General features: G+C 68.8%; 20 protein-coding genes and 1 tRNA gene. 10 read left to right on the top strand and 11 right to left on the bottom strand.

Annotated elements, in window-relative coordinates:
• Positions 1-15: 15 nt before the first annotated feature.
• The 5 genes from pheT (at position 16) to CSC71_RS03245 (ending at position 3,890) form a co-directional block, all read left to right on the top strand.
• Positions 16-2,391, top strand: a complete 2,376-nt coding sequence (pheT, locus tag CSC71_RS03225; protein WP_162372909.1) for a phenylalanine--tRNA ligase subunit beta — start codon at positions 16-18, stop codon at positions 2,389-2,391.
• A 38-nt stretch (positions 2,392-2,429) separates the two neighbouring features.
• Positions 2,430-2,735 carry an integration host factor subunit alpha gene (locus CSC71_RS03230; RefSeq protein WP_162372910.1) on the top strand — a complete coding sequence of 102 codons (306 nt, stop codon included), beginning with the start codon at positions 2,430-2,432 and terminating at the stop codon, positions 2,733-2,735.
• Positions 2,728-3,084: a MerR family transcriptional regulator gene (locus CSC71_RS03235; RefSeq protein ID WP_162372911.1), complete on the top strand. Its 357-nt coding sequence runs from the start codon at positions 2,728-2,730 to the stop codon at positions 3,082-3,084. The genes CSC71_RS03230 and CSC71_RS03235 overlap by 8 nt, the downstream gene beginning before the upstream one ends.
• Positions 3,085-3,161: 77 nt before the next feature.
• Positions 3,162-3,238, top strand: a tRNA-Pro gene (locus CSC71_RS03240).
• 181 nt (positions 3,239-3,419) lie between these two features.
• Positions 3,420-3,890, top strand: a complete 471-nt coding sequence (locus CSC71_RS03245; RefSeq protein WP_162372912.1) for a cupin domain-containing protein — start codon at positions 3,420-3,422, stop codon at positions 3,888-3,890.
• Between the two features lie 73 nt (positions 3,891-3,963).
• Here CSC71_RS03245 and dxs read toward each other — a convergent pair whose 3' ends face one another.
• From dxs to CSC71_RS03285, 8 genes are all read right to left on the bottom strand, one after another.
• Complete coding sequence (gene dxs, locus CSC71_RS03250; RefSeq protein WP_162372913.1) at positions 3,964-5,904, bottom strand: 1-deoxy-D-xylulose-5-phosphate synthase; 1,941 nt, start codon at positions 5,902-5,904, stop codon at positions 3,964-3,966.
• A gap of 116 nt (positions 5,905-6,020) precedes the next feature.
• The gene (locus tag CSC71_RS03255; RefSeq protein WP_162372914.1) at positions 6,021-6,689 is read right to left on the bottom strand and encodes an HNH endonuclease; all 669 of its coding nucleotides are present in this window, start codon (positions 6,687-6,689) and stop codon (positions 6,021-6,023) included.
• Positions 6,690-6,778: 89 nt separating this feature from the next.
• On the bottom strand, positions 6,779-7,651 hold the full coding sequence (locus CSC71_RS03260; protein WP_162372915.1) for an NAD-dependent protein deacetylase: 873 nt from the start codon (positions 7,649-7,651) through the stop codon (positions 6,779-6,781).
• Positions 7,652-7,720: 69 nt separating this feature from the next.
• On the bottom strand, positions 7,721-8,500 hold the full coding sequence (gene mddA / locus CSC71_RS03265) for a methanethiol S-methyltransferase (protein WP_162372916.1): 780 nt from the start codon (positions 8,498-8,500) through the stop codon (positions 7,721-7,723).
• Between the two features lie 122 nt (positions 8,501-8,622).
• Complete coding sequence (locus CSC71_RS03270; RefSeq protein WP_162372917.1) at positions 8,623-9,684, bottom strand: alpha/beta fold hydrolase; 1,062 nt, start codon at positions 9,682-9,684, stop codon at positions 8,623-8,625.
• Positions 9,685-10,018: 334 nt separating this feature from the next.
• Positions 10,019-11,809: an acyl-CoA dehydrogenase C-terminal domain-containing protein gene (locus tag CSC71_RS03275; protein WP_162372918.1), complete on the bottom strand. Its 1,791-nt coding sequence runs from the start codon at positions 11,807-11,809 to the stop codon at positions 10,019-10,021.
• Between the two features lie 106 nt (positions 11,810-11,915).
• Positions 11,916-12,392, bottom strand: a complete 477-nt coding sequence (locus CSC71_RS03280; protein WP_162372919.1) for an LEA/WHy family protein — start codon at positions 12,390-12,392, stop codon at positions 11,916-11,918.
• Positions 12,393-12,553: 161 nt separating this feature from the next.
• On the bottom strand, positions 12,554-12,754 hold the full coding sequence (locus tag CSC71_RS03285; RefSeq protein WP_162372920.1) for a hypothetical protein: 201 nt from the start codon (positions 12,752-12,754) through the stop codon (positions 12,554-12,556).
• A 270-nt stretch (positions 12,755-13,024) separates the two neighbouring features.
• Here CSC71_RS03285 and yoaA point away from each other — a divergent pair, with 270 nt between their 5' ends.
• Both yoaA and tsaB read left to right on the top strand, forming a co-directional pair.
• Positions 13,025-15,040 (top strand): DNA repair helicase YoaA, encoded by a 2,016-nt coding sequence (yoaA, locus tag CSC71_RS03290; protein ID WP_162372921.1) that lies wholly within the window; start codon positions 13,025-13,027, stop codon positions 15,038-15,040.
• Positions 15,041-15,134: 94 nt separating this feature from the next.
• A complete protein-coding gene (gene tsaB, locus CSC71_RS03295; RefSeq protein WP_162372922.1) occupies positions 15,135-15,827 on the top strand; it encodes a tRNA (adenosine(37)-N6)-threonylcarbamoyltransferase complex dimerization subunit type 1 TsaB in 693 nt (230 codons plus the stop codon).
• 309 nt (positions 15,828-16,136) lie between these two features.
• On the opposite strand, the gene CSC71_RS03300 is transcribed toward tsaB, so the two are convergent.
• The 3 genes from CSC71_RS03300 to gshB are packed head-to-tail and all read right to left on the bottom strand — an operon-like array spanning position 16,137 to position 18,801.
• The gene (locus tag CSC71_RS03300; RefSeq protein ID WP_162372923.1) at positions 16,137-16,904 is read right to left on the bottom strand and encodes a GIY-YIG nuclease family protein; all 768 of its coding nucleotides are present in this window, start codon (positions 16,902-16,904) and stop codon (positions 16,137-16,139) included.
• Between the two features lie 12 nt (positions 16,905-16,916).
• Positions 16,917-17,795 carry an energy transducer TonB gene (locus tag CSC71_RS03305; RefSeq protein ID WP_162372924.1) on the bottom strand — a complete coding sequence of 293 codons (879 nt, stop codon included), beginning with the start codon at positions 17,793-17,795 and terminating at the stop codon, positions 16,917-16,919.
• A 58-nt stretch (positions 17,796-17,853) separates the two neighbouring features.
• A complete protein-coding gene (gene gshB / locus CSC71_RS03310; protein WP_162372925.1) occupies positions 17,854-18,801 on the bottom strand; it encodes a glutathione synthase in 948 nt (315 codons plus the stop codon).
• Positions 18,802-19,005: 204 nt separating this feature from the next.
• Here gshB and pilG point away from each other — a divergent pair, with 204 nt between their 5' ends.
• Genes pilG through CSC71_RS03325 form a run of 3 tightly spaced genes read left to right on the top strand, consistent with a single transcriptional unit; the run spans position 19,006 to position 22,057 of the window.
• Positions 19,006-19,407, top strand: coding sequence for a twitching motility response regulator PilG (gene pilG, locus CSC71_RS03315; protein WP_162372926.1), 402 nt, complete (start codon positions 19,006-19,008; stop codon positions 19,405-19,407).
• Positions 19,408-19,427: 20 nt separating this feature from the next.
• Positions 19,428-19,961 (top strand): chemotaxis protein CheW, encoded by a 534-nt coding sequence (locus CSC71_RS03320; protein ID WP_162372927.1) that lies wholly within the window; start codon positions 19,428-19,430, stop codon positions 19,959-19,961.
• 59 nt (positions 19,962-20,020) lie between these two features.
• Positions 20,021-22,057: a methyl-accepting chemotaxis protein gene (locus CSC71_RS03325; RefSeq protein WP_162372928.1), complete on the top strand. Its 2,037-nt coding sequence runs from the start codon at positions 20,021-20,023 to the stop codon at positions 22,055-22,057.
• Positions 22,058-22,131 lie beyond the last annotated feature (74 nt).

The following is a 22,131-nucleotide window of genomic DNA, read 5'->3' on the forward strand; positions in this document are numbered from 1 at the left end:
CGAAAGGGGCAGAAAGTGAAATTCTCCGAAAACTGGCTGCGCAGCCACGTGCCGACCGGCGCTTCGCGCGAGGAGCTCGCGGCGACGCTGACCGCGATCGGCCTCGAGGTCGAGGACGTGGTGCCGCTGGGCGAGTCGCTGGACAAGGTCGTCGTCGCGCGCATCGTCTCCGCCGAAAGGCATCCGCAAGCCGACCGCCTGCAGGTGTGCAAGGTCGACGCCGGCAACGGCGAGTTGCTGCAGATCGTCTGCGGCGCGCCGAACGCACGCGCCGGGCTGGTCGCGCCGCTGGCGCTGGTCGGGGCCCGGTTCGGCGATTTCTCGATCAAGGCGGCGAAGCTGCGCGGCGTCGAGTCCAACGGCATGCTGTGCTCGGCGAAGGAACTGGGCATCGACGCCGATGCGTCGGGCCTGCTCGAACTGCCGGACGACGCGCCGGTCGGGACGGCGATAGCCGACTACCTCGGCCTGCCCGACGCCAGCATCGAGATCAAGCTGACCCCGAACCGCGCCGACTGCTTCAGCGTGCGCGGCATCGCCTACGACGTCGCCGCCGCCACCGGCAGCGCGGTCGTCGCTTTCGACGCGACGCCGATGCCGGCGCTGACCGGCCGGGTCTTGCCGATCGAACTGAACGCAGGCGCCGATGCGCCGCGTTTCTGCGGCCGCGTCATCGAGGGCGTCGACGCCGCGGCGAAGACGCCGGTGTGGATGGCCGAGCGCCTGCGCCGCAGCGGCGTGCGCCCGGTGTCGCTGCTGGTCGACGTCACCCAGTACGTGATGCTGGAGCTCGGCCAGCCGATGCACGCCTACGACCGCGACCTGCTGGAGGGGCCGGTCGGCGTGCGCAAGGCGCGCGACGGCGAAACCCTGAAACTGTTGAACGGCGACGACGCCAGGCTCGATCCGGAATTCCTCGTCATCGCCGACGCCGACCGCGCGGTCGGCCTGGCCGGGATCATGGGCGGCGACGACACCAAGGTCGGCGCGGCCACCCGCAACGTGTTCCTCGAGGCCGCGCACTTCGCGCCGTCGGCGATCATCGGCCGCGGCCGCAAGCTGGGCCTGCACACCGATGCCTCGCACCGTTTCGAGCGCGGGGTCGATCCGGAACTGCCGCGGCAGGCGATCGAGGTGGCCACGCGCCTGGTCGTCGAGCTGGCCGGCGGCGCGCCGGGCCCGGTGATCGAAGCGGTGCTGCCGCAGCACCTGCCGCAGCCACGGCCGATCGTCCTTCGCCGCTCGCGCATCGCCCGCGTGCTCGGCGTCGGGATCGCCGATGCCGAGGTCGAGCGCATCCTGCGCGCGCTGGGCATGGCGGTCGAGGCGGCCGGCGAAGGCTGGAAGGACGTCGCGCCGAGCCGCCGCTTCGACATCGCCATCGAGGAAGACCTGGTCGAGGAACTGGCGCGCCTCCCCGGCCACGAGCGCATCCCGACCACGCTGCCGGGTGCGGCGGTCCGCATCGCGGCGCCGAGCGAGGCCCGCCTCGACGAAGCCGACCTGCGCCGCCAGCTGGTCGCGCGCGACATGCTGGAAACGGTCAACTTCGCCTTCGTCGATGCGCAGTGGCTGAAGCCGTGGGGCCTCGACGCCGGCACCGTGCCGCTGGCCAACCCGCTCAGCGCCGAACTGGCGGTGATGCGCCCGTCGCTGCTGCCGGGGCTGGTCGCCGCGGTGCAGCGCAACCTGGCGCGCCAGGCCGGGCGCGTGCGCCTGTTCGAGATCGGCAACACGTTCGCCACGGGCGCCGATGGCGGCGCACCGGCCGAGACCTTGCGCATTGCCGCGGCGGTTTGCGGCGACGCGCAGGCCGAGCAATGGGGCGAAAAGGCGCGCCAGGTCGATTTCCACGACCTGAAGGGCGATCTCGAATCGCTGGCCGCCGCGTCCGGCGCGGCGCTCGAGTTCCGCCCCCCGACGGCCGCTTTCGCCCATCCGGGCCGTTCCGCCGACATCTGCCGCGACGGCGCAAGGATCGGCTGGATCGGCCAGTTGCATCCGCGTCTGCAGCGCGCGCTGGACCTGGACGGCGATGTGTACGCGTTCGAACTGGAGCTGGCGCCGCTGGCCGCGCGCGCATTGCCGCGCGCCGCGGAGCAGTCGCGCTTCCCGTCGGTGCGCCGCGACCTGGCGTTCACCGTCGCCGAGACTGTGAGCTGGGCCGCAATTTCGCGCACCATCCGGGCGGCGGCCGGTCCGCTGCTGCGCGATTTGTTACCGTTCGACCGGTACGTCGGGCCGGGTGTCGAAACTGGGCAGAAAAGTCTGGCTACAGGCTTGATTTTGCAGGACAACTCGCGCACTCTGACCGACCACGACGTGGATGCGGTAGTGGCTGCGGTGGTGGCCGCGCTGGGGAACGACCACGGCGCCCGCATCCGCGGTTGAGTGGGAAGGCATGGAAAGCGGAGGCACAGGGGAAATCGATGGCACTGACTAAAGCGGAAATGGCCGAACGCCTGTTCGACGAGGTCGGCCTGAACAAGCGCGAGGCCAAGGAATTCGTCGACGCCTATTTCGACGTGCTGCGCGAGGCGCTGGAGCAGGGCCGGCAGGTCAAGCTGTCGGGCTTCGGCAACTTCGACCTGCGCCGCAAGAACCAGCGTCCCGGCCGCAATCCGAAGACCGGCGAGGAGATCCCGATCTCCGCGCGCACCGTGGTCACTTTCCGCCCCGGGCAGAAGCTGAAGGAGCGCGTCGAGGCCTACGCCGGAGGCGCCGCCCATGCTTGATCCCGGCAGCAACCGCGAATTGCCGCCGATCCCGGCCAAGCGCTATTTCACCATCGGCGAGGTCAGCGAGCTGTGCGACGTCAAGCCGCATGTGCTGCGCTACTGGGAAACCGAGTTCCCCAGCCTCGAACCGGTCAAGCGCCGCGGCAACCGCCGTTATTACCAGCGCCACGACGTGTTGATGGTGCGGCAGATCCGCAGCCTGCTGTACGAACAGGGCTACACCATCGGCGGCGCGCGGCTGCGCCTGGAAGGCGAGGGCGCGAAGCAGGAATCGGCGCTCAGCAACCAGATCGTGAAGCAGGTGCGGATGGAGCTCGAGGAAATCCTGCACCTGTTGCGGCGCTGAACCGACCGGAAGCCGCCGGACGGCAAACCGGCTATAATTCCGGCCCCGCCAACGCGGGGCTGTTTGTTTTACCGCTTCGGGGTATAGCGCAGCCTGGTAGCGCACCAGTCTGGGGGACTGGTGGTCGTCGGTTCGAATCCGGCTACCCCGACCAATTCGCAGTATCGGAAGGCCCGCTCCGCGCGGGCTTTTTCGTTTCCGCCCGGCTCTACGCCGGCCCGCGTCGCGGCGATGGCCCTTTTCCGCGGCGGGAGGATCGCAAGGCGACCGCCGCCGGGACTGCCGGCGCCGCAGCGCCCCGGCTGCGCGGCCGTCGCGGCGGGTAACATCGGCGCATGCATCCGCGCGCCGAAGAACTGATCCGTGTCCTCGAACTGGAGCCGCATCCCGAAGGCGGGCACTTCCGCCGCGTCTACGCATCGACGACGCAGCTGGTCGCGAACGGCCGCAGGCGCCCCGCGCTGACCGCGATCCGCTACCTGCTCGCGCGCGGCGAATGCAGCCGCTGGCACCGCGTCGATGCCGACGAAGGCTGGCACTGGCAGGAAGGCGACGCGCTGGCGCTGCTGCAGTTCGATCCGGCGTCGAACCGGCTGCAGGCGACGACGCTCGGCGATTCCGCACGCGGCCTGCAGCCGATGCAGGTCGTTCCTGCCGGCAGCTGGCAGGCGGCGCGCCCGCTGGGCGATTACGCGCTGGTCGCTTGCACGGTGGCGCCGGGATTCGCCTGGGAAGGCTTCGAACTGCTCGACGCAGGCAGCGACATCGCCGCGCGCCTGCATGCGCTGGGCGCGCCGTTGCCGTAGGGTCGGGCCCGATGGACTGCCCCGGCGAGGCAGGATCGAAAAGCGGCGGAGCGGGCCCCGCCCTGCAAAGGCCTCAAACCGCGGCGATGCGCGGCGGGGCGGAATCCGCCAGTTCCGGCCAGCGCTTCAGCAGCGACGCGCGGATGCCGGCGGCATCGATGCCGGCTTCGGCCAGCAGGTCTTCGCGGCTGGCGTGGTGCTGGAAGGCGTCGGGCAGGCCCAGGTGCAGCACCGGCAACGCGAGGCCGGCGTCGCTGAGCAATTCGGCCACGCCGGAACCGGCGCCGCCGGCGACGACGTTGTCTTCGATGGTGGCGAAGCCTGCGTGCGACTGCGCCAGTTCCAGCAGCAGGGCGCGGTCCAGCGGCTTCACGAAGCGCATGTTGACCACGGTCAGGCCGAGTTCGCGGCCGGCCTGTTCGGCAGCGGCCACGGTCGCGCCGAAGGCGAGCAGGGCGATGCGCGAACCGCGCTGGCGGACTTCCGCCTTGCCGATCGGCAGCGTATCGGTGATCGCCGCATCGATCGCCACGCCGGGGCCGGTGCCGCGCGGATAGCGTACCGCCGCCGGGCCTTCGTGCCGGAAACCGGTCGAAAGCATCTGCCGGCACTCGTTCTCGTCCGCCGGCGCCATCACCACCATGTTCGGCACGCAGCGCAGGTAGCTCAGGTCGAGGTTGCCGGCATGGGTGGCGCCGTCCGGGCCGACCACGCCGCCGCGGTCGATCGCGAACAGCACGTCGAGCTTCTGGATCGCCACATCGTGCACCAACTGGTCGTAGCCGCGCTGCAGGAAGGTCGAATAGATCGCGACGACGGGCTTCGCGCCTTCGCAGGCCATGCCCGCGGCCAGCGTTACCGCGTGCTGCTCGGCGATGGCGACGTCGAAGTAGCGCTGCGGGTATTCCCTGCTGAAGCGGACCAGGCCGGAGCCCTCGCGCATCGCCGGGGTGATGCCGAGCAGCTTCGGCTCGGCCGCGGCCATGTCGCACAGCCAGTCGCCGAACACGTCGGTATAGGTCGGCTTCTTCGCGCCGGCCTTGCCGACCACGCCCTTCTCGGGATCGAACGGGCCGACCGCGTGGTAGCCGATCTGGTCGCCTTCGGCGAGTTCGTAGCCCTTGCCCTTGGTGGTGACGATGTGCAGCAGCTGCGGGCCCTTGAGGTTCTTCAGCGTCTTCAACGCGCCGAGCAGGGCGGGGATGTCGTGGCCGTCGATCGGGCCGGTGTAGTGGAAGCCCATTTCCTCGAACAGCGTGGATGGCACGAACATGCCTTTCCAGTGTTCTTCCCAGCGCTTGACGAAGCGCGCCGGCGCGTTGTGCTTGTCGCCGAGCAGCTTCTTGCCGCCCTCGCGGATCGCGTTGAGCGTGCGGCTGCCGGACAGGCGGCCGAGCATCTTGGTCAGGCCGCCGACGTTCTCGCTGATCGACATGCGGTTGTCGTTGAGCACGACCAGCAGGTCGGGTTCCTGGTCCATGCCGCCGGCGTGGTTCAGCGCCTCGTAGGCCATGCCCGCGGTCATCGCGCCGTCGCCGATCACCGCGACAACCTTCCGCGAAGCCGCCTTGTCGCCGTCGCCGGCCTGCCCGGCAGCGAGGAGCCCGTTCGCGATCGCCATGCCCAGCGCGGCCGAGATCGAGGTCGACGAATGGCCGACGCCGAAGGTGTCGTACTCGCTTTCCTCGCGTTTCGGGAATGGCGCCACGCCGTCCTTCTGCTTGACCGTGTGGATGCGGTCGCGGCGGCCGGTCAGGATCTTGTGCGGGTAGGTCTGGTGGCCGACGTCCCAGACGATGCGGTCGTCGGGCGTGTCGTACAGCCAGTGCAGGGCCACGGTCAGCTCGATCACGCCGAGCCCGGCGCCGAAGTGGCCGCCGCTCTTGCCGACCGACTCGATCAGGAACGCACGCAGCTCCTCGGCGATGGCGGGAAGCTCGGCTTCGTCGAATCCGCGCAGGTCGGCGGGCGAGTCGATGCGGGAAAGACGCGGATAGCGGTCGGGATCGATCATCTTGGCGGCAACTGGCCCGTTGTCCGGGCTTGGCCGACCATTTTCCTACCAGCGGGGGGGTGGGGCAAGGCCGGGAGCCGGGCAGGGGCACGACACGGCGCGCCGTGCGCCCCGCATCAGGCCGACAGCTTCGACCGCTTCGGCAACTGCGCCTTCAGGAAGGCCATCTGGTCGGCCAGGATGTTGCGGTTGGACAGGATCAGGTGTTCGATCCAGCTCGGCCGGTACGGCACCGCCAGCAGCGGCATGTTGGCCTGCTGCGGGGTGCGGTTGCTCTTGCGCGAATTGCAGTGGAAGCACGCCGTCACCACGTTCTCCCACACGTCGCGGCCGCCCTTGGACAGCGGCAGCACGTGGTCGCGGGTCAGGTGCGGGCGCGAGAATTCGCTGCCGCAATACATGCAGATGTGCGCATCGCGGGCGAACAGCGCGGTGTTGGTCAGCGTCGGCGTCGGCGACAGCGCGTGCGAGCGCGCGTGGCCGCGCGAGGCGACGATCGGGTGCAGGTCGATGACGCTCTGTTCGCCGCTGAAGCGGTTGGTGCCGCCGTGCACGCGCAGGCAGGGTTCGCCCAGGGTCCATGCCACCGCGCCGCGCGCGTACAGGCAGGTCGCGTCCTGCCAGTTGATCCAGTCGAGCACGCGGCCCTGCGCGTCGAGCGACAGCAGCCGCACCGCGGCGCGGCCACGCGAGGAATGAAGAGGGGTGACCGAGGACGGGAAATCGGCCGGGAAGGAACTGTCCCCGGGTCCGATCGGGCGAAGCTGAGCTAGGTCTGCTTCCATCGGGGAAACAGGTTATACCCGAATGCTTGCATTTTGTGAATCGCTTGGAACGAAGGCGTTCGGAGCGAGGCCGCGCCAGCGCATCGGTTTCAGGCCCGCGCCGCCCGTTGCGGCCGGTCGCCCATTGCGGCGGCGTTCCCGAGCAGGTATTGCAACGCCTCGGCGCCGGGCGATTCGATCTTCAGCGACAGCAGGCCGTCGGCGCGGGTGCGGCCCAGGTTGACCGCCGCGATCGGCAGGCCGGCCTTCGACGCCGCATGCACGAAGCGGAAACCCGAATACACCATCAGCGACGAGCCGACGACCAGCACGGCATCGGCCAGCGCCAGGTGGCGGCTGGCGTCGGCCACGCGCTCGCGCGGCACGTTCTCGCCGAAGAACACCACGTCCGGCTTCAGCATGCCGCCGCAGGTTGCGCAGTCGGGCACGTCGAAGCGCGAGAAATCGTGGCCGTCGAGGTCGGCGTCGCCGTCCGGGGCGATGCCGGCGTCGAACTTGGCCCATTGCGGGTTGCGTGCGAGCAGTTCGCGCTGCAGGGCTTCGCGCGGCGTGCGCGCTTCGCAGCGCAGGCAGCGCACGGTGTCGAGGCGGCCGTGCAGGTCGACGACGTGCCGGCTGCCGGCGTGCTGGTGCAGGCCGTCGACGTTCTGGGTCAGCAGCAGTTCGACCTTGCCGCGCGCTTCGAGGGCCGCGAGCGCACGGTGCACGGTGTTCGGACGCGCGCGACGGAAGTGCGACCAGCCGACCAGGCTGCGCGCCCAATAGCGGCGGCGCGTCGCATCGTCGCCGATGAAAGCCTGGAAGCTTACCGGCGGCGTGCGCTTCCACTCGCCGTTGCGGTCGCGGTAGTCGGGGATGCCGGAATCCGTGCTGACCCCGGCGCCGGTGATCACGAACAGGCGCGAGTGGCCTTCGATGAAGGCGTGCAGGGCATCGAGGTTGGCGGCGGCCACGTGGTGCATGCGCCGCCATTCTGCCGCGAACCGGTGCGATGCGCCTGCATCGCCGCCGCACCGGTCATTCGGTCCGGCTCATCGTGCCTGTGGCGTGCCATGCAAGCCCCGCGCCGAACGGTTGCGCTTCGGCAGCGGCAGGATCATCGGTACGTTGCGCTGGTATTCGCGGTAGGTATCGCCGTATGTCGCGACCAGGTCGCGTTCCTCGAGGAACTTCACCGCGATCAGGATGTAGCCGGTGGTCGCCAGCGCGAACAGCAGGTGGCCAAGGGTCATCGTCGGCGTGGACCAGAACGCGATCAGGAAACCCAGCATCAGCGGGTGGCGGACGATGCGGTAGCAGGCGCGGGTGACGAATGGCGGGATGCTGCCGTCTTCGTGCCGGCCCCGGCTGTAGCGCCAGACCTGCCGAAGGCCGAACAGGTCGAAATGGTTGATCATGAAGGTGCCGCTCAGCACCAGCAGCCAGCCGATGGCCGACAGCCCGTACAGCGCCAGCCGGACGGTTTCGTCGTTGAAGCGCCAGATTGCCTGCGGCAGCGCCCGCCATTGCCAGAACAACAGGATCAGCGCCAGGCTCGACAGCAACACGTAGGTGCTGCGTTCGATCGGCCCGGGTACCAGCCGCGTCCACCAACGCTTGAAGCCGGGACGGGCCATGCCGCTGTGCTGCAGCGCGAACGTGCCGAGCAGGGCGACATCGACCAGCAGCGCGGTGGCGAAATCGCCGGTGGCGATGCTGTCGACGTGCTTGGGCACGCCCAGGCCAGCGACGAAACCGATCGCGTAGAGAAAGGTGAGGAAGAACACCGCATAGCAGGCGGCACCGTAGAGCAGGGCGAAGAAGCGGGACATCGGAACGGTCTCGGGATCGGAAACGGACCCGGCCAGCCTGGGCGCCGAACGAATGCGCGCCAAGATGAAATTTGTCCCGTTCCCGGCATCCGTGCCCGCCAGCGCGGGACAAATGTCCCGGTTCAGGCCGGAAGGCCGTGGCGGTGGCTGCGGACGATGGCTTCGCTGCGGCTGCGCACCCCGATCTTCGCGTACAGGTGCGACACGTGGTTGCGCACGGTCTTCTCGGAAATGCCCAGCTTCCAGCCGATCTGCGCGTTGCTGGCGCCTTCGCACAGCAGTGCGAGGATTTCGCGTTCGCGGCGGCTCAGCGCCGACGACTCCTGATCCGCCGTTGCGGCAAGACCGGTGAATTCGAGCACGGCGCGGCGGAATTCGGCCCATGCCGGCTCGTTCTCCAGCAGGACGTGGTTGCCCGAGTCGAGCTCGACGAATCCGGCGCCGGGGATATTGCCGGCGAGGTAGCGCCCCTGGCTGAACGGCACGACGGCGTCCCTCGGGGCGTGCAGCACCAGGGTCGGCACGCGCACCTGCGGCACCAACCCGTGGACGTCGACATCGCCGCGTGCGTCCATCAGCGCGCAGGCATTGCCGGGCGGCACCGTGCGCCGGCACAGTTCGTTGAACCAGTCCAGTTGCGCCTGGGTGCCGTCCGGAAGGAAGCGCGAAGTGAACAACTGGCGGAAAGCCGGGTTGTTGCTGCCCCAGCCCACGCGCATCGCCTCGCGCACGGCGCGGAACGTGTCGCGCGCGTTCGGCGGATCGTCCAGCAGGTTGCAGCCCAGCGCGTAGCCGCCGTACAGGATCAGGTGGGAAACGCGATGCGGATGCTTCACCGCGTAGCGGATCGCGGTGGCGGCGCCCTGGCTGATGCCGAGCAGCGCGAACGGCCGGTCGATGCCGGCCGCGTCGACCACCGCCTCGAGGTCGTCGAGCCAGTGTGTCGACGAAGCGAGGTCGGGCACCTGCCAATCGGACATGCCGCAGCCGCGTTCGTCGTAGCGGATGTAGCGGAAGTGCTCGCCGAGGAAACCGGTCCAGTGCGACCAGACCGGGCTTTCCAGGTCGTATTGCAGGTGGGTCAGCCAGGTTGCCGCCTTGACCAGCGGCATGCCGCGGCCCAGCTCGGCCCAGGCCACGTTGACGCCGTCGGAGGAAGTGACATAGCGGACATGCTGCTTCATCGCCGATCCTCGCAAAGTCCCTGCCCGGACAGTATGTCCCTAATGATCAACGAAGGTTGCGGTCTCGGACGGTCTTGGTGGAGACGGGGAGGTGCGGATCGCCGCAGGCAATCATGAACAGGTGCGCGAGACGATCGATGAAGCCGTGGAGTACGTTCGGCTCGCGCGGTTCAGGCATCCGGGCCGCGGGTCGTGGAGGCGGCGGCTGAAACAACCGGCCACGGCCAATTACCCGGCTTCGGCATTGCCGAAGCGGGCCGGCAGGCAAGAAAGCCGCCGCTGCAAGCCGGCGGTGCTCCGGGGTCCGTTGGATGCGGATCGTTGCCCGTGCGATTCAATCGCCGAACCGCTCCGCTGCCATCGCCATCAACGGCTCGGCGCCGGCTTCGATCGCGGCCTTGTGCGCCAGCGTGCGCGGCAGCATGCGGGCGAAGTAGAAGCGCGCGGTTTCCAGCTTGGCCTGCCTGAACGCCTCGGGTTGCGACGACGCCTGCGCCGCGGCGACGCTGCGCGCCCACCAGTAGGCGAGCACGACGTAGCCGGAATAGAACAGGTAGTCGGTGCTGGCTGCGCCGATTTCCTCGGGATTCTGCGCCGCGCGCTGCAGGATGCCGGTGGTCAGTTGCGCCCACTCGGCGGCCTTGGCGTGCAGCGGGCCGATGAACTCGGCCAGTTCCGCGTCGCCTTCGTGCGCCTTGGCGAATTCCTCGACCATGCCGAGGAAGATCTTCAGTCCCGCGCCCTGCGTGGCCGCGGTCTTGCGGCCCATCAGGTCCAGCGACTGGATGCCGGTGGTGCCTTCGTACAGCGTGGTGATGCGCGCGTCGCGCGCCAGCTGCTCCATGCCGTGCTCGCGGATGTAGCCGTGGCCGCCGAAGCACTGGATCGCGTTGTAGGTGTTCTCGATGCTCCACTCGGTCTGGCAGGCCTTCGAGATCGGGGTGAGGAAGCTGACCAGCGTCTCGGCCTTCTCCCGCTGTGCGGCGTCGCTCGCGTGCTCGGCCTCGTCGAGCAGCGAGTACGCGTGCAGCGACAGCAGGCGGCCGCCTTCGACCAGCGACTTCTGCGCCAGCAGCATGCGCCGCACGTCCGGGTGCACGATGATCGGATCGGCCGGCTTGTCGGGGAACTTCGCGCCCGACAGCGACCGCGTCTGCAGGCGTTCGCGGGCGTAACGCAACGCGTTCTGGTAGGCGCGTTCGCTCAGGCCCAGGCCCTGCACGCCGACGCCCAGGCGCGCCGAGTTCATCATCACGAACATCGCCTGCAGGCCCTTGTTCGCCTCGCCGACCAGCCAGCCCTGCGCGCCGTCGAAGTTCATCACGCAGGTCACCGAGCCGTGGATGCCCATCTTGTGTTCGATCGAACCGCAGCGCAGCGCGTTGCGTTCGCCGACCGCGCCGTCCTGGCCGACCTTGAACTTCGGCGTGACGAACAGCGAGATGCCCTTCGGCCCGGGCGGCGCGTCCGGCAGCCGCGCCAGCACCAGGTGCACGATGTTCGGCGCCAGGTCGTGCTCGCCGCAGGTGATGAAGATCTTGGTGCCGGTGATCGAATACGAACCGTCGGCATTCGGCTCGGCGCGGGTCTTCAGCAGGCCCAGGTCGGTGCCGGCGTGCGGCTCGGTCAGGCACATCGTGCCGGTCCAGCGGCCGTCGACCAGCGGCTTCAGGAAGAACTCCTTCTGCCAGTCCTGGCCGTAGCGCTTCAGCGCCTCGACCGCGCCGTGCGACAGCATCGGGAAGTTGCCCCAGGCCAGGTTGGCCGCGTCGACCATCTCGGTCAGCACGCCGCCGAGGACCTTCGGCATGCCCATGCCGCCGTATTCGGGCGAATCGGTCAGGCCGGTCCAGCCGCCTTCGACGAACTGCGCGAAGGCCTGCTTGAAGCCCGGCGCCGCGGTCACGTCGCCGGTCGCCTTGTCGAACTTGCTGCCGGCTTCGTCGCCGACCGCGTTGAGCGGGGCGAGCACGGTTTCGGCGAAGCGCGCGGCTTCGTCCAGCACCGCGTCGACGACGTCGCGGCTGGCTTCCTCGTAGCCGAGTTCGGCGAACTGCCGCTCGACGCCGAGCACGTCGTACAGGGCGAAACGGAGGTCGGTCAGCGGTGCTTTGTAGGTGCTCATGTCGTGCGGAGTGAGGAGTGAGTGGAGGGGAGTGGGAAGTGAGGGAGCGGAAGGCAGGGTAGGGACGGTTCTCTCGTTCCTCACGCCTCTCCACGCATTTCCGTCTTTACCGCAACACGCCGTCCAGGCCCGGCGCCGGGTTGAGGCTGTTGTGCGAATCGACGTCGAAGGTCCTGGCCTTGCGCTCTTCCGGCGTCGCGGTGACGCTGCCCTTCAGCGCGTAGTTCAGGGTGCGGCGCGCGGCCAGCGCGTCGGCCACGACGATCTTCGCCATCGCCGACGGCGCCAGCGTGGCGTCGACCACGTCGGCGGACTCGGGGCCGATCGAGATCGCGGGCGCGACGCGCAGCCGGCCGGCGTCCTGTTCGCCGACGCTGACGGCCAGGTCCACGCTGTCGAAGCGCATCGGGATGCTGCTGTAGTTCTGCAGGCGCAGCGCGACCTTCCAGCTGCCATCGGCGTTGACGGTCAGTTGCTGGATGCTGGCCGCGGGCTCGGAGACGCGCCGCACCGGGCCGCCGCTACAGGCGGCGAGCGCAAGCAACAGGACGGACGGGATTGCCAGGCGCCAGAGGTTCGACATGCCGCGATTCCATGACCGGGGAGGCCAAAGGATACTACGGCGTATGGCGGAGGCGGCCCGACGCTGCCGGCGGCGCGATGGTGTGCTGCAGCATGGCCCGCGCGGCCGCCGCGGGTCCTGGCTGGACGCAGGCTGCTTAGCCGGTGCCGGCCGGCGCGGCCTCAGTACTTCGCCAGCACTTCGACCTTGCCGTTGTGCACGCTCTGGACGATGGTGCTGATGCCGCCGAACAGGTTGCGCGCGTCGGCCATGATGTGGGCGATTTCCAGCGCTTTTTCGCGCTCGGGGAACCACAGCGACGGCTTGCCGTCGTCGATCAGGCTCCAGCCGCCCCAGGATTCGACGATCTGCAGTACGGACACGGACATGCTCCACCCGGACGGAAGAAGGAAGCGCCCCGGCCAGCCGTGGAAGGGTTTTCCACCGAATCCCTGTTGCTGGACGTCCGTGCCGGTAAAGGCGGCGGGGCGTGGCGAAGCATCGCCGCGCCGCCGCCGCCGGGGTATCGGAAAAAGCTGCCGGCTCGTGTAGGAAAAATCCGAATGCGCAGGCCCCGGCCGTGCGCGGCCGGGGCGCGGCCGGGGCGGAAGCGATAAGCTTCCGGGGTTTTCCGTTTCCGGTTCCCCCGCAACATGTCCCGTCTCGCCGCCGCCAGCCGCGAAGCGCTCAGCGCCGGTGGCGCACTCGCCAGCCAACTCGACGGCTTCGCCCCGCGCGAGGCACAGCTGCGCCTGACCGAGGCCATCGCCGACGCCTTCGATGCGCGCGACACCCTGCTGGCCGAGGCCGGCACCGGCACCGGCAAGACCTTCGCCTACCTGGTGCCGACCCTGCTGTCGGGGATGAAGACGATCATCTCGACCGGCACCCGCGCGCTGCAGGACCAGCTCTACCACCGCGACCTGCCGCGCGTGCGCAAGGCGCTGGGCGTGGGCCACAAGTCGGCCCTGCTGAAGGGGCGCGCGAATTACCTTTGCAAGTACCGGCTGGAAAAGACCCGGGGCGAGCCGCGCTTCACCACGCGCGAGCAGATCGGCCAGTTCCAGCGCATCGTCGCCTGGGCCGGGCGCACCCAGTTCGGCGACATGGCCGAACTCGACAGCCTGGCCGACGATTCGCCGCTGTTGCCGATGGTCACCTCGACCACCGACAACTGCCTGGGCAGCGAGTGCCCGTTCTGGGAGGAGTGCTTCGTGGTGCAGGCGCGGCAGCGCGCGCAGGCCGCCGACGTGGTCGTGGTCAACCACCACCTGCTGCTCGCCGACCTGGCGCTGAAGCAGGAGGGCTTCGGCGAGATCCTGCCCGGCGCGCAGGCCTTCGTCATCGACGAGGCGCACCAGCTGCCGGAACTGGCGGCGAACTTCTTCGGCGAAAGCTTCGGCATGCGCCCGCTGCAGGAACTGCTGCGCGACTGCCTCGGCGAATGCAGGGACGTGCCCGGCGCGCTCGCAAGCATGCAGCCGGCCGTGCGCGCGGTCGAACAGGCGCTGCGCGAGCTGCGCGCGGCGATGGAAGGCCTGCCGGTGCGCGGGACGCGTGGGCGCGCGCTCGGGAAGCGCGAAGTCGAGGCCGGTTTCGACAACCTGTTCGAGGCGCTGGTCGAGTTGCGCGACGTGCTGGAATCCCTGAAGGAAGCGTCCCCGGGGTTCGATTCCTGCCTTGCGCGGAACGTCGACGTCGTGTCGCGCCTCGAGCGCTGGATGGAGGGCGGGCAGCGCGTCTTCGAGATCGGCGAGGACGAGGAGTTCGACGAGCGCAGGACCGAGCCGAAGGACAGCGACGTCTACTGGTACGAATTGAGCCAGCGCGGCTTCCGCTGCCAGCGCACGCCGCTGGACGTGTCGGGGCCGCTGCGCGAGCACCGCGAGAAATCGCGCGCGGCGTGGGTGTTCACGTCGGCGACGCTGGCGGTCGGCGAAAGCTTCGACCATCTGTCGCTGCGCCTGGGCCTGGACGATCCGCATACGCTGCTGCAGCCGAGCCCGTTCGACTGGGCGCACCAGGCGTTGTGCTATTTCCCGGCGGACCTGCCGGAGCCGAATTCGCGCGGCTACGGCACCGCGCTGGTCGCGGCGCTGCTGCCGGTGCTGCATGCGTCGGAAGGCCGTGCCTTCGTCCTGTTCGCTTCGCACCGCGCGCTGCGCGAGGCGGCGGAGTCGCTGCGCGACGCGCCATGGCCGCTGTTCGTGCAGGGCGAGGCGCCGCGCGCGACGCTGCTGCAGCGCTTCCGCGAATCCGGCAACGGCGTGCTGCTGGGCACCGCGAGTTTCCGCGAGGGCGTCGACGTGGTCGGCGATGCGCTCAGCGTGGTCGCGATCGACAAGCTACCGTTCGCGGCGCCCGACGATCCGGTGTTCGAGGCGCGCCTGGACGCGATCCGCCGCAGCGGCGGCAACCCGTTCCGCGACGAGCAGCTGCCGCAGGCGGTGATCGCGCTGAAGCAGGGCGTGGGCCGGCTGATCCGCAGCGAAACCGACCGCGGCGTGCTGGTGCTGGCCGACCCGCGGCTGAGCGGCAAGTCCTACGGCAAGGTGTTCCTCGACTCGCTGCCGCCGTTCGCGCGGACGCGGGACGTGCGCGACGTGGAGGCGTTCTTCGCAATGGCAGGCGAGGATGCGAGAGAGGAACCGGTAGCCGGCGGCCGGTAGCGGCGGCCTGCGATCTCCGGCCCGTCATACCCGCGAAAGCGGGAACGACGGGCAAAAGCGATAATCTCCCGAATCGATAACGATCCTCTGGCCAATGAAACTCCTCGCCTTCGAAACCGCCACCGAAGCCTGTTCGGTCGCTCTCTACCTGGATGGCGAAGTCGTCGAGCGTTTCGAGGTCGCGCCGCGCCGGCACGCGGAACTGTCGCTGCCGTGGGCGGAGCAATTGCTGGCCGGGGCGGGCGTGAAGAAGTCGCAGCTCGACGCCATCGCGGTCGGCCGCGGCCCCGGCGCGTTCACCGGCGTGCGCCTGGCGATCGCGTTGGCGCAGGGCATCGCGCTGGCGCTGGACCGGCCGGTGGTGCCGGTGTCGACGCTGCGTGCGCTGGCCGCGCAGGGGCAGGGCGGGCGCATCCTCGCCGCGATCGACGCGCGCATGGGCGAGGTCTATGCCGCCACCTTCCGCCGCGATGGCGACGACGTGCTGGCGACCGGCGACGAAGTGGTGGTCGCACCGGCGGATTGCGCGCTGCCGGGGCAGGACGACGACTGGATCGGTGTCGGCACCGGTTTCGCCGCCGAATCCGCTGCGCTGCAGTCGCGCCTGCACGACCGTTTCAGTCGCATCGACGCCTCTTCGCTGCCGCATGCCGCCGACGTGGCGAAGCTGGCGGCACTGGCTTACGCGCGCGGCGAAGCGGTTGCGGCGGAGCTGATCGAACCGGCGTACCTTCGCAACAACGTGGCGTTGACGCTGGAAGAGCAGAAGGCATTGCGCGCCAGGTGAACGAAGCGCCGGCAAGGACGCCGCGTCGCCGTACGCATCGCATGGCCGCGCAGCCGTCTGCGCGTGGCAAAGGAAGAGGCCGCTGGCGAGGCAGCCGGAACTGCAGTGCCACGTCGATGAGCTGCGCACGGTGGGCGAGTCGGAGCGTGGCTGAATTGGGTCCAAGTGAATTCTTGGATGGAAACGAATATTTGCTCTGGCTCCGTTGTTGGGATGGAGGACGCCAGAATCCGCTATCACCTTCACTGGCTTCTTTGTAGAGCCGGACTTGCTCGGTTGCTTTCCGTTCCGCGTGCGATGACGCTCTTGCTACTCGACAAGATCAAAGTCAGTAATTGCCCTAATTTCTAGCTTGAGACTCGCGGCGATCCGGTCAAGAAATTTAAGGGATGTGACAAACCACTCTGTGCCAGTCCGATTGCCGCGCGCACCAGAATGGTCGGCTGAACGCAGCCATGTGTGGAATTCTTTCTCTGCTGCGGATGACTCTGATGTTGGATAGATGCGAAGCAAGATCGGGTCTTCGGGTAAAGCCGTGAGGCGATTTGCAGAGCCGGCACGGTAATAGGCGTCCTTGGTCGAATGCCCAACCTTAAGAAGCGTTTTTCCAGTGTCTGGATCGATAGGGTGCCGTAGATAGTGCGGCAAGGTATAGACGTAAATTCCAGGTGTGCCTGCGGCCTCCGCAGACTCGGAAGCCTTTACCGCAGCTACGGTCTCTTCGGTCTGGGCCTGACGATCTTCCGCGCGGGAAGAAAGCAATTTTTCCTGGTCTTCGAGCTGAAGTCGTAGCTGATTGCTAAGGCTGTTGTTCTTTAGCCAAGCTCTTACTTTGCGGGCTGCTTGTTGTGCGACTGCCGGGGCAGTTGGAACCTCGCCGTCACGGAGGACTCGGACTAGGCGCCTGCAGTTATATACCCAACCGAAAGTCGCGGTTTCTTCTTGCTCCGCCATTTCCTGCGGGGTCAGGCCGAGCTTTTCGTACTGCCAAAACCTTCCGAGCATGGTTTCGTCTGAATCCAGCAAGCGTTCGACCTCAGCGGCTCGATCGTGCGGGGCGCTCGTATCATTCGCCATAAGCAAATCCCCCTACTCGTCCCGCACTTCGCCGCCCGGCAGGAACTGCCAGGTGCGGGTGACGTGCAGGATGTCGACGTTTTCGCTGGTTTCCGGCAATGGCGGGAATGGTGCGGCCAGCTTGACGATGCGCAGCGCGGTCGAGTCGAGCAGCGGGATGCCGCTGGACTGGATGATGTGGGTCTGTTCCACCGAGCCGTCGCGGCGCACCGCCACGGTGATGACCAGTTGCCCGGCCAGGCGCTTGCGCCGCGCCTCGTCCGGATAGTTCAGGTTGCCCACGCGCTCGGCGCGGTCGACCCACGCGCGCAGGTAGTTCGCGTACACGTATTCCCGGGTGCTGGCCGACACGAACTTGCGCTTCGGCCGCTTCGCGTACAGTTCGCTGCGCAGGTGGATCTCCGCCGCCAGCCGCGCCATCTCCGCATCGTGCTCGATCTTCGCCTCGCCCTTCGGCAGGTCCGGCGTGTCCGGCTGCGGCTTTGTCTGCTGCGGCGGCACCTTCAGCTCGCTGTCCTTCGTCGTCAGCACCCGCGCTTCCGGCGGCGGCACCGCGTCCGGCGACTGCGCGCGCAGCGGCTGCGGCGCCAGCCCGGTCTGCGCCTGCGGCACCCAGCCGGCCTGGCTGTCGCGCGGGCGCTTGGCGATGTCGCTGTCGCCGCCGCCCTGCTGGTTGGCCGCGGCGAGGAAGTCCGCTTCCTTCGGCGTCAGCGGGGTCTGCGTCTGGCTGAGGATCACGTCCAGCGTCGGCAGCACCGGCGCGGCCTCGCCCAGCGCGAAGCCCGTGCCCAGCACCAGGATGCCGTGCACGACCAGCGACAGCGCCAGGGTGGCGCTGAAGCGCTCGTTCTCGCCGATCTTGGGCGGGGCGACGGGGGCGGTGGCGGACATTGCGGCTACGGGTTCGTTCGGGCCAGTCCCTTCCGCAAGCGGGAAGGGCGGTCGACGCTCATCCTACCTTCGCCTCGATCGCGTCGAACAGTTTCGCGCAGATGTTCAGGCCGAACTGTGCGTCCAGTTCGCGCACGCAGGTCGGGCTGGTGACGTTGACCTCGGTCAGGTAGTCGCCGATCACGTCCAGGCCGACGAACAGCATGCCGTTGCGCTTCATTTCCGGGCCGACCTGTGCGGCGATCCAGCGGTCGCGCTCGCCGAGCGGGCGGCCTTCGCCGCGGCCGCCTGCGGCCAGGTTGCCGCGGAACTCGTCGCCCTGCGGGATGCGCGCCAGCGCGTAGTCGACCGGCTCGCCGTCGATCAGCAGGATGCGCTTGTCGCCCTCGCTGATCTGCGGGATGTAGCGCTGCGCCAGCGCCAGGCTGCGGCCGCCGTGGGTCAGCGTTTCCAGGATCACGTTGAGGTTGGGGTCGCCGGTGCGGGCGCGGAAGATCGACTGCCCGCCCATCAGGTCCAGGGTCTTCAGCACCGCATCGCCATGCTCGTGCACGAACGCCTTCAGCTCGCCGGCGTGGCGGCTGACCAGGCTCGGCGGGCAGCACTGCGGGAACAGCAGCGCCGCCAGCTTCTCGTTGTAGTCGCGCAGGCCGCGCGGGTCGTTGAGCACCAGCGCGCCGGCGTGCCGGGCCAGGTCGAGGATGTGGGTGTCGTGCAGGTATTCGGCGTCGACCGGCGGGTCCTTGCGCATCAGCACGACCTGGCCGGGGCCGAAGGCCAGCTCGCGCCAGTCGCCCAGGCTGAACCAGCCGGCCTTGTCGTCCTTGACCGCCAGCGGCGCGACCGTGGCCAGCGGCGTGCCGCCGCGCACCGCCAGCCCGCCCGGCCGCACGTACCACAGGCGGTGGCCGCGGCGCTGCGCTTCCAGCAGCATGGCGAAGGTGGTGTCCTTGGCGATCTTGATGGAGCCGATCGGGTCCATCACGACGACGACGTCGAGGGTCATGGCTGGTTTCGCCTTATTCCGGCAACGAAAACGGGCGAAAATGGTAGCAGGCGGCAACTGCGACGCAGTTCTCGTTTTCCCGGCGGCCGGCCCGGCGGCCCCGGAACGCGTGTCTTGACAGTATGTGCCAAGACTGGAATATAAAGCCTTGTCGCAATGGCGCCGGGGATGCACGGCGCCATGCATGGGGAACAGAGAAGGCTAATGACCGAGAAAGACAGCCCGGCCGGCGCGTTCAGCGGCCTCAGGGTGATGGTGATCGACGATTCCAAGACCATCCGTCGCACCGCGGAAACCCTGCTCAAGCGCGAGGGCTGCGAGGTAGTCACTGCCACCGACGGCTTCGAGGCCCTGGCCAAGATCGCCGACCAGCAGCCGCAGATCATCTTCGTCGACATCATGATGCCGCGCCTGGACGGCTACCAGACCTGCGCGCTGATCAAGAACAACCAGGTCTTCAAGTCGACGCCGGTGATCATGCTGTCGTCGAAGGACGGCCTGTTCGACAAGGCGCGCGGGCGCATCGTCGGCTCCGAGCAGTACCTCACCAAGCCGTTCACGCGCGAGGAACTGCTCGACGCGATCCGCACCCACGTAAGCCACTGAGCGCCGCAGGGGGCAGCGCCATGAACCGATCGCCGTTCGACATCCTCGAGGACTTCGAACGCCGCAGCCTGGCCCACGCCGTGGCCCAGCCGGCGCGCGAGGCCGCGCGCGAGCAGTGGCGCGGGGTCGGCTACCGCATCGGCCGCCGCCGCCTGGTTTCCGGCTTCGACGAAGTGGTCGAAATCGTGCGCCTGCCGCCGACCACGCCGGTGCCGGGGGCGCAGCCGTGGCTGCTGGGCATCGGCAACCTGCGCGGCAACCTGTTCCCGGTGATCGACCTGAAGCAGTTCCTCGAGGGCGAGCGCACCGTGCTGCACGAGGGCCAGCGCGTGCTGGTGATGCGCCAGCCCGGCGGCGACGTGGCGCTGACCATCGACGAACTGTACGGCCAGCGCGGCTTCGATCCCGAGCAGGCGGTCGAGCCGGGCGAACTGGCCGGCGGCCGCTACGCCAACTTCGTCAAGCAGGCGTACCGCAGCGAGGACCACGACTGGGGCGTGTTCGCGCTGTCGCTGCTGGCGCGCACGCCCGAATTCCGCCAGGCCGCGTTGTGACGCGGCGGGCGCACTGACCGACATTCGTTCAATTTCGTAGTACTGGGGAAGCGAAAAAAATGAGCACTGCACCGGATACCGCCAACGCCAGGAAAACCGGCGGCCTCGGCACCAGTTTCTGGCTGGTCCTGCTGGCGATCTCGGTGATCCTGTTCGGCGCCAACACCGCGGTGTCGGCGTGGATGGGCAGCCGCCTGTCCGGCGCCAGCGCCGGCGCGTCCGACTTGCGCGTGCTGTCGCAGCAGCTGGCCAACCAGGGCCGCGAGGCGGTGGACGGCCGGATCGAGGCGTTCGCCTCCTTCAAGGAAACCCGCGACGGCATCGAAAAGGCCATCACCACGCTGAACAGCCGCTACGGCAGCGAGCCGACCGTATCCGGGCCGATCAAGCGCCTGGTCGATACCTGGGCGCCGCTGCGCACCAGCGCCGACCGCGTGCTGGCCAGCCGCGAGGCGGTGTCGAAGGTGTCGGCCGCCGCCGACCAGTTCGCCGGGCGCATGCCGATGCTGCAGTCGCAGCTGAGCGAAATGCTGCGCGCGATGAGCGAGGGCGGCGCGACCTCGGCGCAGTTGTACACCGCGCTGCAGCAGGTGGGCGTGGCCAGCACCATGGCGCGCCGGGTGACCGAAATCCGCGCGGGCGGCGCCGGCGCGGCCGGCGCCGGCGAGTCGCTGGCGCGCGACTCGGTGCTGTTCGGGCGCGTGCTCGACGGCCTCGGCAAGGGCAACCCGCAGTTGGGCATCGCGCCGTTGCGCAGCCCCGCGGCGCAGGCCGCGGTGCGCGCGGCGCAGGCGCAGTGGACGACGATCGCCGTCGACCTGAAGAACATCCAGGACAACTCCAAGCCGCTGTTCGCCGCGCAGGAAGCGGCGGCCGCGCTGGTCGCCGGCTCGGACGGCATGCTCGCCGACAGCGGCCGCGTGTTCGATGCGTTCTCCGCGTTCGGCTCGACCCGCGACACGCGCATCTTCCCGAACTTCTGGTGGTCGGTGGTCGGCGGCGTCATGCTGCTGATCTCGATCGGCGGCTTCCTGTACAGCTTCTACCGCAGCCGCCAGCGCGAGCAGGAAGCGCGCTACCAGGCGCAGGTGGAATTCAACAGCCGCAACCAGCAGGCGATCATGCGGTTGCTGGACGAAATCTCCTCGCTCGGCGAAGGCGACCTGACCGTGAAGGCGTCGGTGACCGAGGACATGACCGGCGCGATCGCGGACGCCATCAACTACGCCGTCGACGAGCTGCGCAACCTGGTGACCACGATCAACGACGCCACCGTGCAGGTGGCCGCATCGACCCAGGAAACCCAGGCCACCGCGCTGCAGCTGGCCGAGGCCGCCGGCCACCAGGCCGACCAGATCAACAACGCCTCCGAGCGCATCACCGAAATCGCGGCGTCCATCGGCCAGGTGTCGAGGAACTCGACCGAATCGGCCGACGTGGCGCAGCGCTCGGTGCAGATCGCGACCGAGGGCGCCGGCGTGGTGCGCGAGACGATCCGCGGCATGGACCAGATCCGCGACCAGATCCAGGAGACCTCGAAGCGCATCAAGCGCCTGGGCGAGTCGTCGCAGGAAATCGGCTCGGTGGTGGAACTGATCAACGACATTTCCGAACAGACCAACATCCTCGCGTTGAACGCGGCGGTGCAGGCGGCTTCGGCCGGCGAAGCGGGCCGCGGTTTCGCGGTCGTGGCCGACGAAGTGCAGCGCCTCGCCGAACGCACCTCGAACGCGACCCGGCGCATCGAATCGCTGGTCCAGGCCATTCAGTCCGACACCAACGAGGCGGTCAGCTCGATGGAGCAGACCACCGCGGAAGTGGTGTCGGGCGCGCGCCTGGCCGAGGACGCCGGCACCGCGCTGGGCGAGATCGAACGCGTGTCGAGCGACCTGAACCAGCTCATCCAGAACATCTCCGGCGCGGCGCAGCAGCAGTCCGCCGCGGCGTCGGACATCACCCAGACCATGGGCGTGATCCGCCAGATCACCTCGCAGACGTCGCTCGGCGCCAACCAGACCGCCGAGTCGATCGGACACCTCGCGCAACTGGCCGCGGACCTGCGCCGCTCGGTCGCCGACTTCAAGCTGCCGGGCTGAGGACGAGGGCCAAGCAAGGAATGAACAGCGGACGTGACAACATGATCCACAGCGCGGGCCGGTTCGCGGCCGCG

Origin of the sequence: Pseudoxanthomonas sangjuensis (genome assembly GCF_010211755.1) — a bacterium.
Lineage (GTDB): Bacteria > Pseudomonadota > Gammaproteobacteria > Xanthomonadales > Xanthomonadaceae > Pseudoxanthomonas_A > Pseudoxanthomonas_A sangjuensis.

Coding starts and splice junctions, on each gene's coding strand:
- pilG (WP_162372926.1), top strand. CDS start 19,006: ATGACCGAGAAAGACAGCCCGGCCGGCGCGTTCAGCGGCCTCAGGGTG.
- dxs (WP_162372913.1), bottom strand. CDS start 5,904: ATGATCGATCCCGACCGCTATCCGCGTCTTTCCCGCATCGACTCGCCC.
- CSC71_RS03280 (WP_162372919.1), bottom strand. CDS start 12,392: ATGTCGAACCTCTGGCGCCTGGCAATCCCGTCCGTCCTGTTGCTTGCG.
- CSC71_RS03305 (WP_162372924.1), bottom strand. CDS start 17,795: ATGTCCGCCACCGCCCCCGTCGCCCCGCCCAAGATCGGCGAGAACGAG.
- mddA (WP_162372916.1), bottom strand. CDS start 8,500: ATGTCCCGCTTCTTCGCCCTGCTCTACGGTGCCGCCTGCTATGCGGTG.
- CSC71_RS03300 (WP_162372923.1), bottom strand. CDS start 16,904: ATGGCGAATGATACGAGCGCCCCGCACGATCGAGCCGCTGAGGTCGAA.
- gshB (WP_162372925.1), bottom strand. CDS start 18,801: ATGACCCTCGACGTCGTCGTCGTGATGGACCCGATCGGCTCCATCAAG.
- CSC71_RS03325 (WP_162372928.1), top strand. CDS start 20,021: ATGAGCACTGCACCGGATACCGCCAACGCCAGGAAAACCGGCGGCCTC.
- CSC71_RS03270 (WP_162372917.1), bottom strand. CDS start 9,684: ATGAAGCAGCATGTCCGCTATGTCACTTCCTCCGACGGCGTCAACGTG.
- CSC71_RS03260 (WP_162372915.1), bottom strand. CDS start 7,651: ATGCACCACGTGGCCGCCGCCAACCTCGATGCCCTGCACGCCTTCATC.
- CSC71_RS03245 (WP_162372912.1), top strand. CDS start 3,420: ATGCATCCGCGCGCCGAAGAACTGATCCGTGTCCTCGAACTGGAGCCG.
- CSC71_RS03230 (WP_162372910.1), top strand. CDS start 2,430: ATGGCACTGACTAAAGCGGAAATGGCCGAACGCCTGTTCGACGAGGTC.
- CSC71_RS03320 (WP_162372927.1), top strand. CDS start 19,428: ATGAACCGATCGCCGTTCGACATCCTCGAGGACTTCGAACGCCGCAGC.
- tsaB (WP_162372922.1), top strand. CDS start 15,135: ATGAAACTCCTCGCCTTCGAAACCGCCACCGAAGCCTGTTCGGTCGCT.
- CSC71_RS03255 (WP_162372914.1), bottom strand. CDS start 6,689: ATGGAAGCAGACCTAGCTCAGCTTCGCCCGATCGGACCCGGGGACAGT.
- yoaA (WP_162372921.1), top strand. CDS start 13,025: ATGTCCCGTCTCGCCGCCGCCAGCCGCGAAGCGCTCAGCGCCGGTGGC.
- CSC71_RS03235 (WP_162372911.1), top strand. CDS start 2,728: ATGCTTGATCCCGGCAGCAACCGCGAATTGCCGCCGATCCCGGCCAAG.
- CSC71_RS03275 (WP_162372918.1), bottom strand. CDS start 11,809: ATGAGCACCTACAAAGCACCGCTGACCGACCTCCGTTTCGCCCTGTAC.